Consider the following 20,830-nt stretch of genomic DNA (forward strand, 5'->3'; position numbering starts at 1 on the left):
GTTCTCATTTATTTCGAGACGCATCGACGCAATCGACGAACCTTGCCTCAGCGTGTCGGGGCCGCGCCGGTCATGGCGATGGTGGAGAGATCCCCCTCCGCTGCCACCGCCGCCTTGAGCGCGGCCTCGCGGCGCTCGCTGTAGCGGCTGGTGAAATAGTCCCGGCGCTCGCGGGTGAGCAGCGTGAACTTCATCAGTTCCTCCATCACGTCGACCACCCGGTCATAATAGGGCGACGGCTTCATCCGCCCGGCGGCGTCGAATTCCTCGAACGCTTTGGCCACCGAGGACTGGTTGGGAATGGTGATCATCCGCATCCAGCGGCCGAGCACGCGCAGCGTGTTCACCGCATTGAAGGATTGCGAGCCACCGCTCACCTGCATCACCGCCAGCGTGCGGCCCTGGGTCGGGCGGATGCCGCGATATTCCAGCGGCAGCCAGTCGATCTGGCTCTTGAACACGCCTGTTATGGTGCCGTGCCGTTCCGGGCTGCACCACACCTGCCCTTCCGACCATTCCGACAGGCTGCGCAGTTCCTGCACCTTGGGATGGTCCGCCGGCACCGCGTCCGGCAGGGGCAAGTCGCGGGGATCGAAGATACGCGTCTCCGCGCCCATGGCGGTGAGCAGGCGCGCCGCCTCCTCGACCAGTAGCCGGCTATAGGACCGCTCGCGCAGCGAACCATAGAGCAGCAGGATGCGCGGCGGATGGGTCAGCGGCGCGGCGGGCGCCAGCTTGTCCGCGTCCGGCCGGTCGAAATGGGCGAGATCGAGCGCCTCGGTGAAATCGTCTGTGGTCATCAAGAAACCTCGGATGATGCGCGGCGCGACAGGAAGGCGGCCAGCCAGAAGCCGCACGCCAGCAGCAGGGTCAGGACGATGATGGCAAGCAGCACACCATCATAGGAGCCCGACATCGACCAGATCAGCGCCGCCGCCAGCGGGGCCACTGCGCGCGAAATCGTGCTCGGCGCCGACATCGCCCCGTTCACCGCGCCATAGGCCTCGCGGGTGAGCATTTCCGGCACGGAGAGGCCGCGCACAATGGTGGTGATGCCGTTGGCCGCGCCATAGAACAGGGCGACGAGCGCGATCAGCAGGAAGCTCGGCGGCAGCACATCGAGCGCCACCAGCGCCAGCGGGAACACCGCCACCGTGACCGAACCGATCAGCCGCACCGGCGCGCGCGGCGCGAACACCCAGATGGCGACGCGCCCCGCCACCTGCGCCGGGCCGATCAGCGTCATGGCGGCGACCACGGCGGAAACCTCGAACCCCTTCTCCACCAGCATCGGGTAGAGGTGGAAGGTGAAGGCCGAGAAGGCGGCGGAATAGGCGGTGAAGGCCACCGCCAGCGCCCAGAACACCGGCTGGCGCGCCGCCCACGCCACCGCCGCCCGGCCGCTGAGCGGCGCCACTGACGCGGAGGCGCGGTGCGGCGGCGCATCGGCGGCGGGGTCGATCACCGACCAGTAGCAGCCGGCACAGACGAGGATGTTGATGCAAGCCAGCACCAGCAGCGCGTCGCGCCAGCCCACCGTGTCGAGCAGCAGCTGCACCAGCGGGATGAACACGGTGGAGGCGAAGCCGCCCCACAGGGTGAGCGCCGTGATCCCCGCCCGCGCATGCGACGGGCCGGAGCGGCGGGCGATGACGGCGAAGGCGGGATCGTACAGCGTCGCCGCTTGCAGCGCGCCGATGCCGGCCACCGCGACATAGAACAAAGCGAGGCTCTCGACCTGCGACCACAGCACCAGCAGCAGGCCCGCCAGCACCGAGCCGATGGTCATGATCGCCCGGCCATGGCCCCGGTCGATGGCGGCGCCGATCGGATAGGCCGCCAGCCCTGCGAAGGCGAGGCCCAGCGTCGCCGCGCCATAGAGCGCGCTCTTCGACCAGCCGAGCTCATGGCCCATCGCCTCGGCGATCAGCGGGAAACTGTAATAGAGCGAGCCCCAGGAGCAGATCTGGCCGATGCCGAGCCCGGTGACGAACAGGCTGCGCCCGCCGGGCGGGCGATGCTCGCCAGCGCCGGCGACAAGAACATTCTCGCTCACGCCGGCACTCCACAGCAGCCCGTGGAGGCGGCGGGGATCGCCGGCGTGGGAGGCGCGCAACAGGCGGCGCCGGTTTCACGCGGGGCGGTGCTGCACACCCCGGTTTCGGGCAATACCAGATGCACGTCCCGCGCCGCCGCGTGATCGCCGGCAATCTCGGCGATGACGGAGCGGACCTGCTCATAGCCGGTCATCATCAGGAAGGTCGGCGCCCGCCCATAGGCTTTCGAGCCGACGATGTAGAAGCCGGGTTCCGGATGCGCCAGCTCCGCCGCGCCATGCGGCGGCACGGTGCCGCACGAGTGGAGATTGGGGTCGATCAGCGGCGCGAGCGCCAGCGGGGCCTCGACGTTCGGATCGAGCGCGGCCCGCAATTCGCGGCACAGCGACAGGTCGGGCCGCGAGCCGGTGGCGATGATCAGGCGGTCAAGGGTGAGGCGGCGCGGGTCGCCCTCCACCCGCGCGGTGAGGGCCAGGGCCTCGCCCGCCCGCTCCAGCCGCTCCGTCGCGAAGGGCGAGAGCACGGTAAGCCGGCCCGTTTCGACCGCCTGGCGGGCGGCGAGGCCAAGGGCGCCGCGCTCGGCCAGCTTGTCATCGAGACCGCCGCCCAGCGCCTTCTGCAGCCCGTTGCGGCGCAGCGCCCAGAGGATCCGGGTCTCCGGCGCGTCTTCCTGCAGACGCAGCAGATCCAGCACCGCATTGATGGCGGAATGCCCGCTGCCGGCGACCAGCACCCGCCGGCCGGCATAGTCGGCGCGGGCATGGCCCAGAATGTCGGGAATGCCATAGGCGATGAGGTCCTGCGCCTCGCGCTCGCCGGGAACGGGCAGCCCGTCGACGCCAAGCGGGTTCGGCTGGTCCCAGGTGCCGGAGGCATCAAGCACGGCGCGCACCTCGGTGCGCTGCTCGGCCCCGTCGGCATCGCGCCAGATGATCTGGAACGGGGCCTTCTCCCGGCCGGCGGTGGTGAGTTTGTCGAGGCCGGCGCGGGCGATGGCGCGCACATCGGCCGCGCAGCGCAGATGCGGCGCGAGGGCGGGATGGCGCGCCAGCGGCTCCAGATAGTCGCGGACGATGTCGGCACCCGTCGGCAAGGCGTCGGGATCGGGCGCCTGCCAGCCCTGTTCCAGCAGCAGGTCCCGGGCGGCGGCGTCCACATTGTATCGCCACGGCGTGAACACACGCACATGCGCCCAGCTGCGCAGCGCCGTCGCCACCGAAGGGCCACGCTCGAAGATCAGCGGCGTGAGGCCGCGCCGCACCGCATGGGCGGCGGCGGCCAGCCCGACGGGCCCGGCGCCGATGATGGCGACCGGAAGGTCGGGCGTCGAGGCGGGGTCCATTTTCTATCCTTCCGGTATCTTGGAAATATAGGCCCAGAATTTCAGCTCGCCGCGGCCTCGGAGGCGACGCAGGCGGCATCGGCACAGCATTCGTCGGCGAGATAGCCGATCAGCGCGTCCATGGCGGGATAATGGGCGCGGCAGATCAGCGTGGTGGCGTGGCGCTCCTGCGTCACCAGCCCGGTGTCGACGAGGCGCTTCAGATGATGCGACAGCGTGGAAGCGGCGATGCCGATCCGCTCCTGCAGGCCGCCGACCGGCAGGCCGGCGTGGCCCGCCCGCACCAGCGTCCGGTAGATCTGCAATCGGGTCGGATTGCCCAGCGCTTCAAGCTGGCGGGAGGCTTGTTCGAGATTCATGGAAATAGGTTAGGAGCAGGTGCGGCGCGCGGTCAATCCCTATTTCGACATTTATCGAAGAAAGCCCGTCGCGCCGTCCCCGCCGCCCTTTAGGAGCCACCGGGCGCGGTCGCTGGAAACCACTTCTTGCCGAGCCGCAGCGCGACATGCACGAGCAGGATCAGCACCGGCACCTCGACCAGCGGCCCGATGACGGCGGCAAAGGCCACCGGCGAGGCCAGGCCGAAGGCGGCGATGGCCACTGCGATCGCCAGCTCGAAATTATTGCCGGCGGCGGTGAAGGCGATCGCCGTGGTGCGGGGATAATCCGCCTCGATCAGCCGGCCCATGGCGAAGCTGATGAGGAACTGGACGACGAAATAGATCGTCAGCGGGATGGCGATGATCACCGCGTCCATCGGCAGGCGCACGAGATCGCCGCCCTTGAGGCTGAACATGGCGACGATGGTGAACAAAAGCGCGCCGAGCGTGATCGGGCTGATCCTGGGCAGGAACACGTTGGCGTACCAGTCCGGTCCCTTGCGCGCGATCAGGATGCGGCGGGTGAGGAAGCCGGCCAGGAACGGAATGCCGAGATAGATCAGCACCGCCTCGGTGATGGTCCAGAAACTGACATCGACGACGCTGCCCTCCAGCCCGAACAAGGGCGGCAGCACGGTGAGGAACAGCCAGGCATAGGTGGAGAAGAACAGGATCTGGAAGATCGAGTTGAACGCCACCAGCCCGGCGACATACTGGTTGTCGCCCTTGGCCAGCTGGTTCCACACCAGCACCATGGCGATGCAGCGCGCCAGCCCGATGAGGATCAGCCCGGTCATGTATTCCGGGTAGTCGCGCAGGAAGATCACCGCGAGGGCGAACATCAGCGTCGGCCCGATCAGCCAGTTCTGCACCAGCGAGAGCACCAGCACCCGCTTGTCGGCGAAAACCCGATGCAGCTCCTCGTAGCGCACCTTGGCGAGCGGGGGGTACATCATCAGGATCAGCCCGATGGCGATGGGGATGTTGGTGGAGCCGACCGAGAGCGTGTTCAGCGCCTCCGGCAGACCGGTGAACACCGTGCCGAGCACGACGCCGAGCGCCATCGCCGCGAAGATCCACACGGTGAGGTAGCGGTCGAGAAAGGACAGCCGCGCGGGCCGGGGCGTGAGCGCCAGGGTCTGGGACATGAGGGCTCCGGTTCGGTTCAGGCGGCGCGGTTGCCGTGGGCATCAATGACCAGCTGGCCGTCTTCCTTGCGGAATTCGCCGCGCTGGGGGGCGTCGAGAAGGTCGAGCACGCTCTCCGACGGCCGGCACAGCTTGACGCCGCGCGGGGTGACGACGATCGGCCGGTTCATGAGGATGGGATGCGCCATCATCGCGTCGAGCAGCGCCTCGTCGCCGAGCGTGGGATCGTCGAGGCCGAGCTCGGCATAGGGCGTGCCCTTCTCGCGCAGCAGGGCGCTGACCGGAATGCCCATGCGCGCGATCAGCGCCACCAGTTGCTCGCGGGTCGGCGGGGTCTTCAGATACTCGATGATCACAGGCGCGATACCGGCATTGAGGATCAGCCCCAGCACGTTGCGCGAGGTGCCGCAGGCGGGGTTGTGATAGATCGTGACGTCGGCACGGTCAGGCGACATCGCAGGCCTCCTTGGTGGAGTTTCCTTGGGCGTCATAGGCGTCTGCGGGCTGCGTCCCGCCGGAGCAGCAGGGCTGAAGATCGGCGATCAGCGGGGCGCAGATCTCCGGCTTGCCACCGCAACAATCCTTCAGGATGAAGGAGGCCAGATGACGCACCGCCTCCAGCTGGGCGCGGTAGATGATGAGCCGGCTTTGGCGCTCCGCCACGATCAGCCCGGCGCGGGCGAGAATGCCGAAATGGGTGGAGAGCGTGTTGTGCGGCACATCAAGCCGCCGCGCGATCTCACCCGCCGCCAGCCCCTGCGGCTCATGGGCGACAAGCAGCCGGAACACGTCGAGCCGGGTCGGCTGCGCGAGCGCCGCAAAGGCGGAGAGAGCGTGATCTGTGTCCATATGTCGACGATAGCCGACATGTAGACGCGACACAAGCGTTGTTATCGTGGCCGCCTTGGATGTTCGACCGTCGCGTGGCGACCTAGGGCGGCAACGCGGTCCAGTAGGTCCCTTCCAGCGGGAAGGGCTGAAAGCGCTGGTGCAGCCGGCGCAGCAGGCCTTCCGGGTCGAGATCGGCGAACAGCTCGGGGTGGAGCCATTTGGCGAAGGCCTGCAGCGCCGCGACATTGAACGGCGAATTGTAGAAATGGTGCCACACGGCAAAGGCCCGGCCGGATTTCACCGCTGACAGTTCGGCGATGCCGACGCGCCCGGTGGCGCGGGCGAGGCTGGCGGCTGCCTGCCGGGGCGCGACATCCGGCCCGAGCGCGATCCACGGGCTGTCGGGCGGGCTCGACGCGCTGCCTATGGCGGTGCCGACATAGATGTCGGGCGGATTGACCAGCAGATATTCCAGGCTGACCGTGCCGGCATCGGCGGGGATGACACCGGCGGCGAGGTTTGTGCCGCCTGCCGCGGTGACGAAATCGCCCATCATGCCGCGCACCATCGTCTCGCAGCAGGGCATCAGCCCCACCCGGCTCTCGATGAAGACGCGCGGCGCCGGTGGGCGGTGCCGCGCCAGCCGATCGCGCACCTCCTCATAGGCGGCGCGCCACTCGGCGATGAATGCCGCCGCCTCCTCCTCCCGCCCCAGCACGGCGCCAAGCACCTCGATGCTCCTCGGCGTGCTGACCAGCGGATCGGTGCGGAAATCGATGAAGACGATGGCCACGCCGGCCTGTTCGAGCACCTCGATCACCCGCGCATTGCTTGCTCCCGGGCCGTGGCCGTCGACGCCGAAGATGGCGACCTGCGGGCGCAGCGCCAGGGCCCGCTCCAGGCTGAAGCTGTCCGCCGAGGCGCGGCCGAAGCGGGGAATCCCGGCGATGGCAGGAAAGCGCGTGCGGAAGCGGGCATAGGTCGCCGGATCGACCTGCTCATACTCGCCCATCATGCCGACGACGCGGCCGATAGGGTCGTCGCGTTCGAGAATGGCGAGGGCCGGGATATAGCGGCCCTCGCCAATGATGAGGCGTTCCACCCTGTCGGGCACGGTGACGGCGCGGCCGGCGAGGTCCACGATCTCCCGCGCGGCCGCCACCGCCGGCCAGAGCGCCACCAGCCCGGCGGCCAGCAGGGCGGCAAGCGCGGCGACCTTCCCGGCGCGACGCCTCGTCATCGGCGGGTCAGAACTTCGCCGAGGCGGTAACGATGAAGGAGCGCCCCGGCTGGTAGAGCGGCACGACATCGGCGATGTCCTGGCCATAGGTGCCGCGGCTGGCATAGGTCTCATCGAACAGATTGTTGACGTCGAGCCGCAGCATCAGGTGCGGCGCGGTGACCGGCCGGTACTCCGCATAGATGTTGACGACGGTATAGCCGGGGATCGACGTGGTCAGCGTGTCGCCCCAGCCATCGGGCACCACGGTGGGAAGGTCGTCATATTCGAGCGCGACTTCCACATTGCCGCCGATGGTCAGGCCCCATTGCGGGATGCGCTGGGCGACGACGAAGGTGATCATCTGCCCGACCGGGGTGGCGAGGTAGTTGCCGGTGTCGGAATCGGCCTGCACGCCGTCAATGGTGACGTCGATGTCGGCATATTTCACCCTGATGAAGCCGGTCTCCCATTCATAGCCGCCGGCGATCTCGAAGCCGCGCGATTCGATGTCGCGGGCGCGGATCGCGCCGAACTGGGCGTTGCTGTAGGTGACGACGCGGGCATTGTAGATGTCGGTGCGGAAGACGCTGCCCTCAAGGGTGAAGCCCTGATAGGTCGCCTTCAGCCCGGCCATGGCGTTGTTCGAGGTTACCGGCTCGGCGCCGCCGGCATAGTCCCAGGCCGGGTTCATGTAGAAATTCTCGGCCAGCGGAATGCCGGCCCAGACATGGGAATAGCCGGCGCGCGCGGTCAGGAAGTTCTCGATCACATCGTACTCGCCCGACACATTGCCGCTGAGGCCGGCATTGTCCCAGGACTCGCCGGTCGTGCCGGTGAACCATTGGTTGTCGGCGCGGCCGCCAAAGGACAGGCGGGTGCGCTCCCACGGCTCCAGCCGCGCCTGGGCGTAGAGGCCGACATTGGTCGCCTTCTCGGTGGCGGCGTCATAGGGATCGTAGAGCTGGGCGGTGTCGTCGTAGAAGTCGATGCCGGCGATGACGGTGCCGAGGCCGAAGGCGAACTTGTTCTCGAACTTGCCGTTGAAGCTGTCGGTCTTGCCGGAGGTCGTATAGGGCGAGGGCAAGCCGGAGCGGGGGTTGAGATAGGTGAGCTTCGAGATCTCCGTCGAGCTGTAGGCCAGCACCAGCTTCGGGTCCCACCAGCCCTCGGGCGTGGAGTCGGTATAGGTGAACACCGTGTTCTGGCGCTGGATATCGTAGGGCGTCAGCTCCGGGTCCCATGGCCGCGCGCCGGGAAAGTCCGAGCCATTGGCGCGGTAGGGGCGCGGGGCGTCGTCGCTGACGCTCTCATAGCTGATGCTGAAGCGGTCGCCGGTGGGCGCCTCGTAGGACACCTTGCCGATGCCGTTGACGAGGTTGGTGCTGGTGCCCATCACCACATCGCCATTGCCGGCGGTGAATTCGTTGCCCTGGCCGATATTGAAATAGCCCAGAGTCTCGAAGCCGCCCTGGCGGGCATAGCCGGTGATGTTGGCGAGCGACGTATCGCCGTTGAAGTTGAAGGAATATTTGCCGATGCCGCCGAAGCCGTCGGCGTCGAGGAAGTCCCGCGCGTCCTTGGTCTCGTAAGCGATGGTGCCGGCGAGCGCGCCGGGGCCGGCATCGGCGGGGGCGACGCCCGCATCGACGCGCACGGCCTTCAGGACGCCCGGATCGATCAGGTTGGTGCCCATGTGGTGGAACACCTTGTTGTTCTGCCGGCTGCCGTCGATGGTCACGGCGAGGTTGGTCTCCTCGATGCCGTGGACATAGACCTTCTGCGACATCGGCACGGAGCTGCCGACCTCGATGCCCGGCTGCTCGCGGAACACATCGGCGAGGTCCTGCGGGTTGAGCCGCTCCAGCGCCTGCGGGCCGATGACCGTCTCGGCCACGCCGCCCCGGCTGATGCCGTCGCCGGCGACCGAGACGACGTCCAGCAACTCGCCCTCGACCGCGCCGGCATGGCCTTCCACCGGCGCGCTCTGGCCGACAACGGCAGTGCCTTCCCCGGTGATGCGGAAGGCGATGCCGGTCCCGTCCAGCATGCGGGCGAGCGCCTGCTGCGGCGTGAGGCTGCCCTGCACCGGCCGCGAAGTGATGCCGCGCGAGGTGGCCGAGGCCAGAGTCACCTGCAGGCCGGACTGGCGCCCGAAAGCGTTCAGCGCGCTGGCGAGCGGCTGGGCGGGAATGTTGAAGGGGCGGGCCGCGCTGGTGGCGACGGGGGCCGGCGCCGTCGTCTGGGCGAGGCCGTCCGTGACACCGGCGAGGCAGATGAAGGCGGTCGTTGCCATCAGGCGCAGCGCGCGGCGGTTCGGTGTGGACGGCGCCGCAACAGTGTCGGCGGGGCGCATCGGCGCGCTCATCAAGTCTACTCCCCAGATCGTTCCGTGCGTTCAGCAAACGCATCCCGGGTGTCAGACGATCGAGCCGCCACGGTTTTTCATCCCGCCGGGCAAAATCTTCTAGAAGCGCGAGAGAACCCGCATATAGGGCGAGATTTCCCGCATCCGGCCGCCATGCGGCTCCACCAGGGCGCGCAGGGCGCGATCGGGATCGGTGAGATCATAGAGGCCGGTGACGCGCTGCTGCGCCAGGGCGCCGTCCGGCACGGTGATCCAGGCGCGGTGGTAGCGCTGCAGCTGCTCGACCACGGCGGCGATCGTCGCGTCCTGGACGAACAGCCGGCCCTCGCGCCAGACCGCGATGTCATCCACCGCGATCTCGCCCGTGACGAGCGCGCCCGTCCGCAGGTCGACCAACGCGCTCTGGCCCGGCACCAGCCGGGCATGGGCCTGCCCATGGCCGGGATAGTCCAGGCTCACCGCCCCCTCCGCCAGCTCGACGCCGGCATCGGTGGAGGTGAGCCGCACATTGAAGCGGGTGCCGAGCACCGTGACATCGACGCCGCCGGCATCGACCACGAAGGGGCGCACCGGATCGGGGCGCACATCGAAGAAGGCCTCGCCCGCCAGCAGGCGGACGACGCGCCGGGCGCCGGACATGTCCACCGCCACCGCGCTGTCGGCGCCGAGCTCGATGCGGCTGCCATCAGCGAGGGCGAGGGCCTGACGGGCACCCGTGCCGGTGCGGTAGTCCGCCTCCATCAGCAGAACGAGCGCGGGAGCGGCGAGAAAAGCCACCAGAGCGGCGGCCAGCGCCGCGCTGATCGCCAGCGGGCGCCACAGGCGACGCGGGAAGGCAAGGACGGCGGGAGGCGGGGCTTCTTGCCGATCATGGCCTTGCAGATCGGCAGGAGCGGGCGCCAGTTCGGCCATGATCTGCCAGGAACGCTCGACGGAGGCGTAGGCGCGGCGATGCTCGTCACGCTCGTCCAGCCAGTGCGCCAGCGATCGCGCAAGCGCGGCATCGCCGGGCGCCTCCCGCACCCGTATCAGCCAGTCCGCCGCCACGTCGTGGAGCGACAATGCTCTCTTCTCAGTCAAGGCGCGCCATCGCCATCCATTCGCCGGTCCCAGGGGGACGCGGCACCCTTATCACGCAGAAGACGATCTGCTGCGCCGCAGTTTTCATATCTCCCTCGTGCCTGTCACGCTCCTGCGCGGTCGAGTTCCTGCGCGAGACGCGCCAGCGCGGCGCGGACATGGCGATGGGCTGTTGCCACCGAAATACCCAGCCGGGCGGCGATCTCCTCAAGCGTACAGCCGGAAAAACGGTACATTTCCAGCGCCTTGCGCTGCTCGGGCGGCAACTGGTCGATCAGGCGGGCGACGCGCCGGATCTCGTCCCGGTCGATGACATGCCGCTCGGGCGAGGCTTCCGGCGCCGGCTGCGCCCAGTCGGGCAGCTCGCCCGCCTGCGTGCGGGATTCCAGCCTGCGCCGCTTCAGGCTGTCAAAGGCAAGGTTGCGGACGATGCGGTAGAGATAGCCGATGCCGCGCTCGGCCTCCTCGGTCGCGGGCGGGAATTTGAGGAAGGCGTCATGCACCACATCCTCGGCCGCCTCGCGCGAGCCAAGGATCGGCGTCGCATAGGCGACCAGCGCCGAGCGATGCGTGGCGTAGAGGCCCGACCAGTCATTCCGTCCCATGCCGACAACATTGACCCAGGGTCATATCGTCATGTGGATAGCGGGATCAGTTTTATCACGCAATAACAATGATTTAGAAGGAATACAATGTGCGCGGGCGCGCACGCCCGGCACGGGACTGGCCGCGCCCGCCAGGGACGGACGGGATCGGGCCGGCACGCCGGCGCCGACCGCCCTTACAGCGGACCCATCACATAGGTGGGCAGCCAGGTGGCGATTTCCGGGAACAGGCTCAGAATGACGATGCCCATCAGCATCAGCACCACATAGGGCACCGATCCGCTCAGCACCTGCCCGGCCGGCACCTGCGGCGCGATCGCCTTGACCACGAACAGATTGAGCCCGACCGGCGGGGTGATGAGGCCGATCTCCATGTTGATGGTCAGCACCACCGCGAACCAGTAGGGGTCGAAGCCCGAGGACACGATGATCGGGTAGAGCAGCGGCGCCGACATCACGATGATGGCGACCGGCGGCAGGAACATGCCGGAGACCAACAGGAACAGGTTGATCAGCGCCATCAGCACCCAGCGGTTCACTTCCAGGCCGGCAATGGCGGCGGCGACGGTCTGGGTGATGAACAGCGACGACAGAGCGAAGGCGAACAGTTCCGCCGACGCCATGATCATCATGATCATCACGCTTTCGCGCAGGGTCGAGGAGAAGATCTCGAAGATCGGCTTCGGCTGGAACAGCCGGTACATGATGATGACGACGCCCAGCGTCAGGAAGGCGCCCGCGCCGGCCGCCTCGGACGGGGTGGCGACGCCGCCATAAAGCACATAGAGCGTGCCGACGATGATGATGAGGAAGGGCGTGACCTTGGGCAGCGCCGCCAGCTTCTGGCCGAAGCTGAAGCGATTGCCGCTAATATCGAAGGTGAAGTTCTTGCGGCGGCAGTCATAGAGCGCCCAGGCCATGAACATGGCGGTGAGCATCAGCCCCGGCATCACGCCGGCCAGGAACAGCCGGCCGATCGAGGTCTCGGTGGCGATGCCGTAGACGATCATCGTCACCGACGGCGGAATAAGTATGCCGAGCGTACCGCCGGCACAGATCGAGCCGGTGGCGACCGAGGCCGGGTAGCCGCGCTTGAGCATCTCCGGGATGCCCATCTTGCCGATGGCGGCGCAGGTCGCCGGGCTGGAGCCGGTCATGCCGGCGAAGATGGCACAGGCGCCGATATTGGACAGCACCAGCCCGCCCGGCACCCGGTTGAGCCAGCGGTCGAGCGCCTCGTAGAGGTCGCGGCCCGCCGGGGTGGCGGCAACCGCCGCGCCCATCAGCACGAACATCGGGATCGAGACATAGGCGAGGTTGGCGATGCCGGCGAACATGGTTTCGGCCAGCACCTCGAACACGCCGATGCCGTTCGCCATCAACAGCCCACCAATGGCGGTGAGGCCGAGCGCGAACGCGATCGGCATGCCGGTGGCGAGCAGAACGAACAGCAGGCCGATGATGAGCGCGCCTGAGGAGGTGGGGGAAAGGCTCATCACGCGTGACCCTTGGCTTCATAGGCGCCGCACAGGCGGCGGATCAGCTCGGCGACATATTGCAGCGACAGCAGGGCGAAGCTGACCGGCAGCGGCAGCAGCGGAATCCACAAGGTGATGGCCGCCACCGTCGAAGTGCGCCATTCGTTGACATAGGCGTCGTGGAAGAACATCGCGCTGGCGATGGTCATCAGCACCGCGAAGGTGAAGCCGAGCAGCGCACCAATGATGCCGAGAATCCGCCGCGGCGCGGGCGGTAGCGCGATCTCGATCACGTCGACGCCCACATGGCCGCGGGTCTTCAGCACATAGGGCGCGCCGAGGAACATGGCGGCCGTGGCGGAAAACACGACGAAGTCGGTCTGCCAGATGGTGGGGGCGCGGAAGACGTAGCGCAGGAAGATCATCTCGCAGATCACCAGCATCGCCGCGATGAGCAACAGCCCGGCAAGCAGGGCAGCGACCTTGGAGAGGAGATCGACCGCTCGTAGGAACAGGCTGACCATGGGGGGCTTTCGTTCGTCGAAGGGAGGGGGCACGGCGCGCGGGCGACGCCCCCGTCTCATCGCGGGGGCGCGCCGTCGCAGGTCGGAGGCCTTTGTCCCGCGGCGCCCGGCCGGGGCCGCGGGACGAGCAGGCTACTGGACGGACAGAGCCTTCTTGATCAGCTCGTCGCCGCCCTTCACCTTCTCGGCGAAGTTCTTGTAGGAGCTTTCCTGCGCCACCTTCAGCCAGGCGTCGTAATCGGCGGCGGACATTTCCACCACTTCGACGCCGGCCTTCTTGTAGGTGTCGATCAGCTTCTGGTCGCCCTTGCGCACTTCCGTGGCGAACCAGGCCTGCGCCTTCTTGCCGGCATCGAGAAGCGCCTTCTGCTGCGCCGGGTTGAGCCGGTCGAAGGACTGCTTGGACATCAGCACCGGCTCATACATGAACCAGATCGCGTTCTCGCCCGGCGCCGTCAGGCACTTCACCTGCTCGAAGAGGCGGTAGGAGACGAAGCTCTCCGAGGAAGTGTTGGTGGCGTCAAGCACGCCGGTCTGCATGCCGGAATAGATTTCCGAGGACGGCATCGAGGCGATGGAGGCCCCGGCGGCGGCGAGCATCTGCTCGAAGGCGGGGCCGGCCGCGCGCGTCACCTGTCCCTTGATGCTGTCGGGCCCGGTGATGCAGCCCTTCTTCGAGGCGAAGGCGCCCGAGAGCCACGCATCGGCGATGACGAGCGCGCCGTTCTTCTCGATCAGCGCCTTGATCTCCTGCATGAAGGGCGACTCGTTGAGGCGGTCGGCGCGGTCGAAATTGCGCACCAGGCCGGGCATCAGCGTGGCAGAGAACTGCGGCACGCGGCCCGAGGCGTAGTCGAGCGGGAAAGAGGTGATGTCGAGCTGGCCCTTGGTGATGGCGCCCCACTGCTCGTTCGCCTTGAACAGCGACGCGCCGGGGAAGACCTGGATCTTCAGCCCGACATTGGCCGCCTCGACGTCGCGGGCGATCATCTGCACCATCTCGTCGCGGGGGTCGCCCTTGCCGCCCGGGAACTGGTGCGAGGCGCGCAGGGTAATGTCCTGCGCCAGGGTCGACGTGGCAAGGGCGAGGCCGCTGGCCAGGGTCAGGGCGCAGCCAAGCATCAAGGCGCGCGCGATACGTCGCGTTGCGTTCATGGTTTCCTCCGTGTCGCCGCCTTCCGGCGGACTGTTGGCGTTTCCTCGGTATCGTCTCGTCGGGCGGCTTGTACGCCACCTTGTCGCTTTTTCCAGAGCCGGTGTGATCGCAGTGGATCAACGATCTCAGGCGCTCCGGCGGTAGAGGTCCTTGTAGCTGTCCCGCAGAATGTTCTTCTGCACCTTGCCCATCGTATTGCGCGGCAATTCGTCGACGAAGAACACCCGCTTGGGCTGCTTGAACTTCGCCAGCCGGCCTTCGAGGGCCTGGAGAATGGATTGCTCGGTCAGATCAGCCCCCTTGCCCGTCACGACGACGGCGGTGACGCCCTCGCCGAAATCGGGATGCGGCACGCCGATGACGGCGCTTTCCACCACGCCGTCAATGGCGTCGATCTCGCCTTCGACTTCCTTGGGGTAGACGTTGAAGCCGCCTGTGATGACGAGGTCCTTGCCGCGGCCGACAATGCTGAGATAGCCGCGGGCGTCGATAAGGCCGAGATCGCCGGTCATGAAGAACCCGTCATGGAACTCGCTGGCGGTTTTCTCCGGCATGCGCCAATAGCCCTTGGTCACGTTCGGGCCCTTTACCTCGACCATGCCGATCTCGCCGGCGGGGAGTTCGGCGCCGGTCGTGGGATCGGTGATCCGGACCGATACGCCCGGCAGGGGCATGCCGACCGTGCCGGCGATCCGCTCGCCCTCATAGGGGTTCGAGGTGTTCATGCAGGTCTCGGTCATGCCATAGCGCTCCAGAATGGCATGGCCGGTGCGCTCGCGGAACGCCCGGTGCGTCTCCTCCAGCAGCGGAGCCGAGCCGGAGACGAACAGGCGCATGTGCGCGGTCGCCTCGCGCGTCAGGCCCGGCTGGTCGAGCAGGCGGGTGTAGAAGGTGGGCACGCCCATCAGGCAGGTGGCGCGGCCCATCAGCTCGATCGCCTCGCGCGGGTCGAACTTCGCGCGGAAGAACATCGACGCGCCGCTCAGCAGCACGATGTTCACCGCCACGAACAGCCCGTGAGTGTGGAACAGCGGCAAAGCATGGATCAGCACGTCGGCCTCGGTGAAGCGCCAGCAGTCTTTCAGCGCCTGCGCATTGGACAGCAGGTTGCCATGGCTGAGCATGGCGCCCTTGGCGCGGCCGGTCGTGCCTGAGGTGTAAAGGATGGCGGCAAGATCATCCGGCCCGCGCGGCACGTCGTCGAAGTCAGACGGGAAGCCGGCCGCCGCGTCCATCAGCGAGCCAGCCCCCTCGCCATCAAGCGTCTCGACACCGGCCACGCCGAGTTCCCCCGCCAGCGCGCGGGCCTCGGCCTCTATCTCCGGCCGGCAGACAAACAGCGCCGGCTCGGCGTCACCGAGAAAATACCGCACCTCGTTGAGGGTGTAGCCGGTGTTGAGCGGGAGGTAGACCGCGCCCGCGCGCACCGTGGCGAGATAGAGGGCGAGGCAGGGCCAGGATTTCTCGACCTGCACCGCCACCCGGTCGCCCGGCTTCACCCCGCGTGCCACCAGCAGGCCGGCGAGCCGGGCGGAGAGCGCCAGCATCTCGCCATAGGTGACGGCCGAACCGTTCGCCAGCAGGGCCAGCTTCTTGTCGAGCGAGGGGGCGGCGGATGCGAGGCCGGAGAACAGATGATTGTCGGACATGACGCTTTTCAGGTGACGGGAACGAGGGCACGGGAGGCGGGATCGACCTTGAGCAGCTTGCGCACCTGCGGGCTGGCGACGATCGCGCCTTTTCCGGCAAAGGCTTCGTGGTTCTTCTCGATATCGGCGGGCGTGTAGCGGTAGTTCACCATCAGCCCGGCCGCCTGGGCGATGCCCTTGGGCGAAAGATCGCCCATGGGATTGATACGCTCCAGCCGCGCGCCATTGCCCAGATGAAAGCGGGCGACCGGATCGACGGGGGCGCCCTTCGGCGTGCGGGCGGCGAGGAAGTAATAGGCGGCGATGGGGGCGAGCACGCCCGCCAGTTCCTCGCGCACCTCAGGCTTCTCCGCCCAGTCCGGCGCGTCGAGCGCCTCCAGCGCTTTGCGGTCGGCGGCGGAGAGGACGAGGCTCTCGTCGGCCCGGCGTTCGGCGTCCAGCCATTTGCGGAAGCCCGGCACCGGCGACAGGGTGACGAAGGTGGTCAGCGCCGGCAGTTCGCGGGCGATTTCGTCCAGCACCTGCTTGATGAGGAAATTGCCGAAGGAAACCCCGGCAAGGCCCTTCTGGCAGTTGGAGATGGAATAGAACACCGCCGTGGTGGCGTCCTGCGGCCGCAAAATGGGGCGGGCCGGATCGAGGATGGGGAAGATCGCGCCGGGGCTTTCCTTCATCAGCGCGACTTCGACAAAGATCAGCGGCTCGTCGACCAGCGCCGGGTGGAAGAAGGCGTAGCAGCGCCGGTCCGGTGAATCGACCCGCGCGCGCAGGTCGTCCCAGTCACGGATGGCGTGGACGGCCTCATAGCGGATGATCTTCTCCAGCACATTGGCCGGGGTCGACCAGTCGATGCGCTTGAGCACCAGAAAGCCGCGATTGAACCAGGAGGAGAACAGGTGGGCGAAATCGCGGTCGACCTCGGCGAGGTCGCGCCGGCGGACCATCGCCTCCATTAGCTGCTCGCGCATCCGCACCAGCGAAAGCGTGCCGCCCGGCGCGAGGTTGAAGCGGCGAAAAAGCTCCTGCCGGCGCGGCTCGCTCGCCCGGTGCAGATCGGCGACGGCCGACGGGCTATTCCGGCCATAGGCCTCGATCGCGGCGGCGAGGCGTTCGCTGTCAGGCCCGAACTTCTCGGCCAGCACCTCGAAGAAGGCGATCGACTCGCCGGTCTTCATATGGGCGTAGCGGTCGAGGATGTCGGCGGCGAGGGCGACGCCTGAGGCTTCGCCGCGCCCGGACAGCAATGTCTGGCAACGCTCGGCCAGCGTCTCCACCCGCGTCGCCCCGTTCACCCGGTGCGAACGGTCGAGCAGCGTGCGGCCACGCTCGGCGATGGAGGCGAGCAGGTCTGCCACGAAGGAGGTGTTCGATCCCATGGCCGTTCCAATGGTGGAATTTTGCCCATGGCCACGTTGGAACGCGGCCCCTGTATGGAATGATGACGGATTTGCATCTCCAGTCAACCATCAAGTATACAAGATGACGCCTCTTGCATTGCAGCAGGGAAAATGGCTCTCTCTGTGCGGAGGTATGCCGTGCGTGGTGAACAGACGCCGAGGCTTCGCGAAGCCCTTGAGGAAGACATCGTCGCCGGACGGCTGCGCCCGGGGCAACGGCTTGACGAGGCCGGCCTCGCCGAGCGCTTCCGCGTGTCGCGCACGCCGATCCGCGAGGCGCTGATCCAGCTCTCCGCCTCCGGCCTGATCGAGATGCGCCCCCGGCGGGGGGCATTCGTGGCGCTGCTCGGCCCGCGCGAACTGGTCGAATCCTTCGAGCTGATGGCGGAGATCGAGGCCTCCTGCGCGCGGCTCGCGGCGCAGCGGCTGGGACCGGCGGACCGTGCGGCGATTACGGAGGCGCATGTCGCCTGCCAGCAGGCGGTCGCCGCCGGCGACGACGATGCCTATTACCCCGCCAACGCTCATTTCCATGCCGCGATCTACGCGGCGACCGGCAACCGCGTGCTGCGGGCCGAGGCGACACGGCTGCAGACCGCCCTGCAACCCTATCGGCGGCTCCAGCTGAAGGTGCCGCGCCGGATTGCCAACTCTCTTGCCGAGCACGAGGCCATTCTGGAGGCCCTGCTCGCCGGCGATGGCGCGGGCGCCGCCGACCGGATCCGCGCCCATGTCCTGGTGCAGGGCGAACGATTCATGACGCTGCTGGCCGCGCTCCAGCAGGAAGCGCAGATGGCCGATTGATCAGCCGGCTGCGGCGACGCGCCGGGCCGCTCAGTTCCGCCGCGCCTTGATGTCCCGCAGCACTTCGCGGGCGGCGTTGAAGCCGGGAATGCCGGAGACGCCGCCGCCGGGATGCATGGAGGAGCCGCAGATATAGAGCCCCTTCACCGGCGTGCGGTAATCGGCATAGCCAGAGACCGGCCGCTGGAAGAACAGCTGGTCGGTCGAGAGCTCGCCGTGGAAGATGTGGCCCTGCGGCAGGTTGACGATGTTCTCGATATCAGGCGCGACCAGCAGCTGCGCCTCGATGACATCGTCGCGGAAGCCGGGGGCGTACTCCTCGATGGTGTCGAACACCGTCTTGCGGAAGTTCTCCTTCTCGTTCGCCCAGTCGCCGCCCTTCAGCGTATAGGGCGCGTGGCCGCCGAACAGATTGACCACATGCTTGCCCGGGGGCGCCAGCGTCGTGTCCACCATGGTCGGCACCACGGGGGTGATGAAGGGGCGCGACGAGTACCACCCATGCTTGGCCTCGTCATAGGCGCGCTCCAGATAGTCGATATCGGGCGCGATGTGCATGTAGGTCGGGTAGTCGAAGCTGCCGAGCGTCCCCTCGCGCCGCACCCGGTCCAGAATGCGGTATTGCGGCGGGCGCTCGCAGGCGATGTTCATCTTGAAGGCGGTCGAAAAGGTCCGGTAGCCCTTGATCTCCCGCACCACCTCTTCCGGCAGGTGCCGTTCGCCGACAAGGTTGAGATAGAGCGTCTTGGCGTCGGCATTGGAGATGATGGTCTTCGCCGCATAGCTCTCGCCGGTGGCGGTCGAGACCGCCGTCGCGCGGCCGTTCTGGATGCGCACTTCCTTGATTGGCGCGCCGGTGACGATGTCGACACCCTTCTCGCGCGCCGAGGCGGCCAGCGCCTGGGTGATCGATCCCATGCCGCCCTTGATGAAGCCCCAGCCGCCGGCGCCCTCATGCTCGCCCATGATGTGGTGCATGATGACATAGGCCGAGCCCGGGGTTTTCGGCCCGGCGAAGGTGCCGATCGAGGCGTAATAGGCCAGCACCGCCATGATGCGGTCGTCATCGAACCATTCGCGCAGGAAGTCATAGGCGCTCATCGTCAGCATATCGACGATGCGGTACATCTTCCGCCCGATCTTGCGATGGCGCCACAGCAGCGAGGCGCCGTCCTTGAAGGTGCGCCAGTCGCGCTTGGTCGGATCGACCGGCGTCTCCCACAGCAGCTTGCGCACGATGTTGGCCGCCTCGTTCAGATAGCGGTCGAATTCGGGATAGATATCGGCATCATGCTGGGAAAAGCGGGCGAAGCTCGCCTGCGACTTGGCGATGTTGTCGGAGAACAGGATGTAGTTGTCGCCGTCGAGCGGGGAGACCATGTCCGAGCAGGGCAGCACTTCGAGCCCATGCCGCTTCAGCTCCAGCTCGCGGATGATGCGCGGGTGCAGAAGGCTCATCAGATAGGAGAAAATCGAGGCCCGGAAACCGGGGGCGATCTCCTCCGTCACCGCCGCGCCGCCAACGACGTCGCGCCGCTCCAGCACCAGCACCTTCTGCCCGGCCTTGGCGAGATAGTTCGCGCAGACGAGCCCGTTATGCCCGGCGCCGATGATGATCGCGTCGTAAACCTTGCCTACGGTGATGTCGGCACTCATCGCTTCAACCCCAATCTGACTGGACCCGGCCCGAAGGCGGCACGCACTATTCGGCGGCGACACCCCGCAGCGGGGCCTTCGGTGCGAGCCCGTCGCGGCACATGTTCTGGAAGGCCTTCACCGCGTATTCGTATTTCGGCGAGAGCGGCCCACGCGTGTAGATGCCGGCCTCGAGGTTGCGCTGGACGCCGGTGATGATGTCGAGATCCTCGGTCACGATCTGCGCCGACCATTCCGCCGACTGGCGGTTCGCCTCCGCCTTCTCCGGCGAGACGTCGTTGAAGAAGTACCAGTTGATGTGGCGGATGCGCCCCGGCCCCAGCGGCTCGACGGTGGCGATGGAGGAGCCCCAGTCGTAGAGATTCAGCATCAGGAAAGGGAAGCGGTAGAAATAGAGGCCCCGCGTCAACCCGCCATCGCGCTTGGGCGCGTGCAGGTGGAAGAACTTGTCCGTCGCATAGGTGTCGATGCGGTAATTGTCGATATCCAGCGACTGGCACAGGCCCGGATGCATGGTCCGGCAGTGGTAGCATTCGAGATAGTTCTCGCCATAGACCTTCCAGTCGACGGCGCAGTCGCGATCCTTCGACATGAAATAATGCTGCTGCTCCAGCGGATAATCCGCCGCCATGGCATGGATCGGGCCGAGCCAGTCGATGAGGCTCTCGTCGCCGCGGGCGATGCGCAGAAACACGAGGCCGCGCCATTCCTCGGCATCAATGGCATAGAGCCCCCAGGCCTGGGGATCGAAGGCGATGCCCTCGCCGAAATCCACCGCCTTGTTCAGGGCGCCGTCACGGGTGAAGCTCCAGCTGTGATAGGGGCAGACCACCAGCTTGCCGCAATGGCCTTCCTCCTTCTCCAGCAGCTGCGCGCCGCGATGGCGGCACACATTGTGGAAGGCGCGCACCACCCCGTCATCGTCGCGGATGACGAAGACGGGGTAGCCCGCCAGCGTGCCGGAGACATAGTCGCCCGGGTTCTTCAGCCGTTCCGACCAGGTGAACAGCATCCAGCTGCGGGCGAAGATCTCCTTGCGCTCGCGCTGGTAGAGAGCGGGATCGCAATAATCGCTGGCCGGCAGCGTCCAGTCGAACATGCCACCGCTGGCGGCGTGGGTTTCGGCACTCATGTGC

The 20,830-nt window shown here is 67.3% G+C and carries 19 protein-coding genes; 1 reads left to right on the plus strand and 18 read right to left on the minus strand.

Annotation, left to right across the window (positions count from 1 at the left end; translation table 11 throughout):
* Positions 1 to 47: 47 nt before the first annotated feature.
* The 16 genes from arsH to BLO63_RS05935 form a co-directional block, all read right to left on the minus strand.
* Complete coding sequence (gene arsH / locus BLO63_RS05860) at positions 48 to 800, minus strand: arsenical resistance protein ArsH (RefSeq protein WP_091437663.1); 753 nt, start codon at positions 798 to 800, stop codon at positions 48 to 50.
* The gene (locus BLO63_RS05865; protein ID WP_091438754.1) at positions 800 to 2,056 is read right to left on the minus strand and encodes an MFS transporter; all 1,257 of its coding nucleotides are present in this window, start codon (positions 2,054 to 2,056) and stop codon (positions 800 to 802) included. The genes arsH and BLO63_RS05865 overlap by 1 nt, the downstream gene beginning before the upstream one ends.
* Positions 2,053 to 3,399: an NAD(P)-binding domain-containing protein gene (locus BLO63_RS05870; protein WP_091437666.1), complete on the minus strand. Its 1,347-nt coding sequence runs from the start codon at positions 3,397 to 3,399 to the stop codon at positions 2,053 to 2,055. Before BLO63_RS05870 ends, BLO63_RS05865 begins: the two co-directional genes overlap by 4 nt.
* A 41-nt stretch (positions 3,400 to 3,440) precedes the next feature.
* A complete protein-coding gene (locus tag BLO63_RS05875; RefSeq protein ID WP_091437669.1) occupies positions 3,441 to 3,758 on the minus strand; it encodes an ArsR/SmtB family transcription factor in 318 nt (105 codons plus the stop codon).
* Positions 3,759 to 3,847: 89 nt separating this feature from the next.
* Positions 3,848 to 4,927: an ACR3 family arsenite efflux transporter gene (arsB, locus tag BLO63_RS05880; protein WP_091437670.1), complete on the minus strand. Its 1,080-nt coding sequence runs from the start codon at positions 4,925 to 4,927 to the stop codon at positions 3,848 to 3,850.
* Positions 4,928 to 4,944: 17 nt separating this feature from the next.
* The gene (gene arsC / locus BLO63_RS05885) at positions 4,945 to 5,382 is read right to left on the minus strand and encodes an arsenate reductase (glutaredoxin) (RefSeq protein WP_091437673.1); all 438 of its coding nucleotides are present in this window, start codon (positions 5,380 to 5,382) and stop codon (positions 4,945 to 4,947) included.
* On the minus strand, positions 5,372 to 5,776 hold the full coding sequence (locus tag BLO63_RS05890) for an ArsR/SmtB family transcription factor (RefSeq protein ID WP_091437675.1): 405 nt from the start codon (positions 5,774 to 5,776) through the stop codon (positions 5,372 to 5,374). The genes arsC and BLO63_RS05890 overlap by 11 nt, the downstream gene beginning before the upstream one ends.
* Before the next feature lie 82 nt (positions 5,777 to 5,858).
* Positions 5,859 to 6,998, minus strand: coding sequence for a TroA family protein (locus BLO63_RS05895; RefSeq protein WP_091437678.1), 1,140 nt, complete (start codon positions 6,996 to 6,998; stop codon positions 5,859 to 5,861).
* A gap of 7 nt (positions 6,999 to 7,005) precedes the next feature.
* Positions 7,006 to 9,345, minus strand: a complete 2,340-nt coding sequence (locus BLO63_RS05900; RefSeq protein WP_091437680.1) for a TonB-dependent receptor — start codon at positions 9,343 to 9,345, stop codon at positions 7,006 to 7,008.
* Positions 9,346 to 9,444: 99 nt separating this feature from the next.
* Entirely contained in the window at positions 9,445 to 10,407 is a 963-nt protein-coding gene (locus BLO63_RS05905) for a FecR family protein (protein WP_091437683.1), read from the minus strand.
* A gap of 122 nt (positions 10,408 to 10,529) precedes the next feature.
* Positions 10,530 to 11,030, minus strand: coding sequence for a sigma-70 family RNA polymerase sigma factor (locus tag BLO63_RS05910; RefSeq protein ID WP_091437685.1), 501 nt, complete (start codon positions 11,028 to 11,030; stop codon positions 10,530 to 10,532).
* Positions 11,031 to 11,206: 176 nt separating this feature from the next.
* The gene (locus BLO63_RS05915; RefSeq protein WP_205409270.1) at positions 11,207 to 12,526 is read right to left on the minus strand and encodes a TRAP transporter large permease; all 1,320 of its coding nucleotides are present in this window, start codon (positions 12,524 to 12,526) and stop codon (positions 11,207 to 11,209) included.
* Complete coding sequence (locus BLO63_RS05920; RefSeq protein ID WP_091437691.1) at positions 12,526 to 13,032, minus strand: TRAP transporter small permease subunit; 507 nt, start codon at positions 13,030 to 13,032, stop codon at positions 12,526 to 12,528. Before BLO63_RS05920 ends, BLO63_RS05915 begins: the two co-directional genes overlap by 1 nt.
* A 132-nt stretch (positions 13,033 to 13,164) precedes the next feature.
* Positions 13,165 to 14,187, minus strand: coding sequence for a TRAP transporter substrate-binding protein (locus BLO63_RS05925; RefSeq protein ID WP_091437694.1), 1,023 nt, complete (start codon positions 14,185 to 14,187; stop codon positions 13,165 to 13,167).
* A 126-nt stretch (positions 14,188 to 14,313) separates the two neighbouring features.
* On the minus strand, positions 14,314 to 15,837 hold the full coding sequence (locus BLO63_RS05930; RefSeq protein ID WP_091437697.1) for a malonate--CoA ligase: 1,524 nt from the start codon (positions 15,835 to 15,837) through the stop codon (positions 14,314 to 14,316).
* Between the two features lie 8 nt (positions 15,838 to 15,845).
* Complete coding sequence (locus tag BLO63_RS05935; RefSeq protein WP_091437700.1) at positions 15,846 to 17,213, minus strand: malonyl-CoA decarboxylase; 1,368 nt, start codon at positions 17,211 to 17,213, stop codon at positions 15,846 to 15,848.
* A 159-nt stretch (positions 17,214 to 17,372) separates the two neighbouring features.
* Between BLO63_RS05935 and BLO63_RS05940 the strand changes: the two genes are divergently transcribed.
* Positions 17,373 to 18,038, plus strand: coding sequence for a GntR family transcriptional regulator (locus tag BLO63_RS05940; RefSeq protein ID WP_091437703.1), 666 nt, complete (start codon positions 17,373 to 17,375; stop codon positions 18,036 to 18,038).
* 30 nt (positions 18,039 to 18,068) lie between these two features.
* Here BLO63_RS05940 and BLO63_RS05945 read toward each other — a convergent pair whose 3' ends face one another.
* Both BLO63_RS05945 and BLO63_RS05950 read right to left on the minus strand, forming a co-directional pair.
* Positions 18,069 to 19,694 carry a phytoene desaturase family protein gene (locus BLO63_RS05945; RefSeq protein ID WP_091437705.1) on the minus strand — a complete coding sequence of 542 codons (1,626 nt, stop codon included), beginning with the start codon at positions 19,692 to 19,694 and terminating at the stop codon, positions 18,069 to 18,071.
* A 46-nt stretch (positions 19,695 to 19,740) separates the two neighbouring features.
* Entirely contained in the window at positions 19,741 to 20,826 is a 1,086-nt protein-coding gene (locus BLO63_RS05950; protein WP_091437707.1) for an aromatic ring-hydroxylating oxygenase subunit alpha, read from the minus strand.
* Positions 20,827 to 20,830 lie beyond the last annotated feature (4 nt).

The organism is Ancylobacter rudongensis (assembly GCF_900100155.1).
Taxonomy (GTDB): Bacteria; Pseudomonadota; Alphaproteobacteria; order Rhizobiales; family Xanthobacteraceae; genus Ancylobacter; species Ancylobacter rudongensis.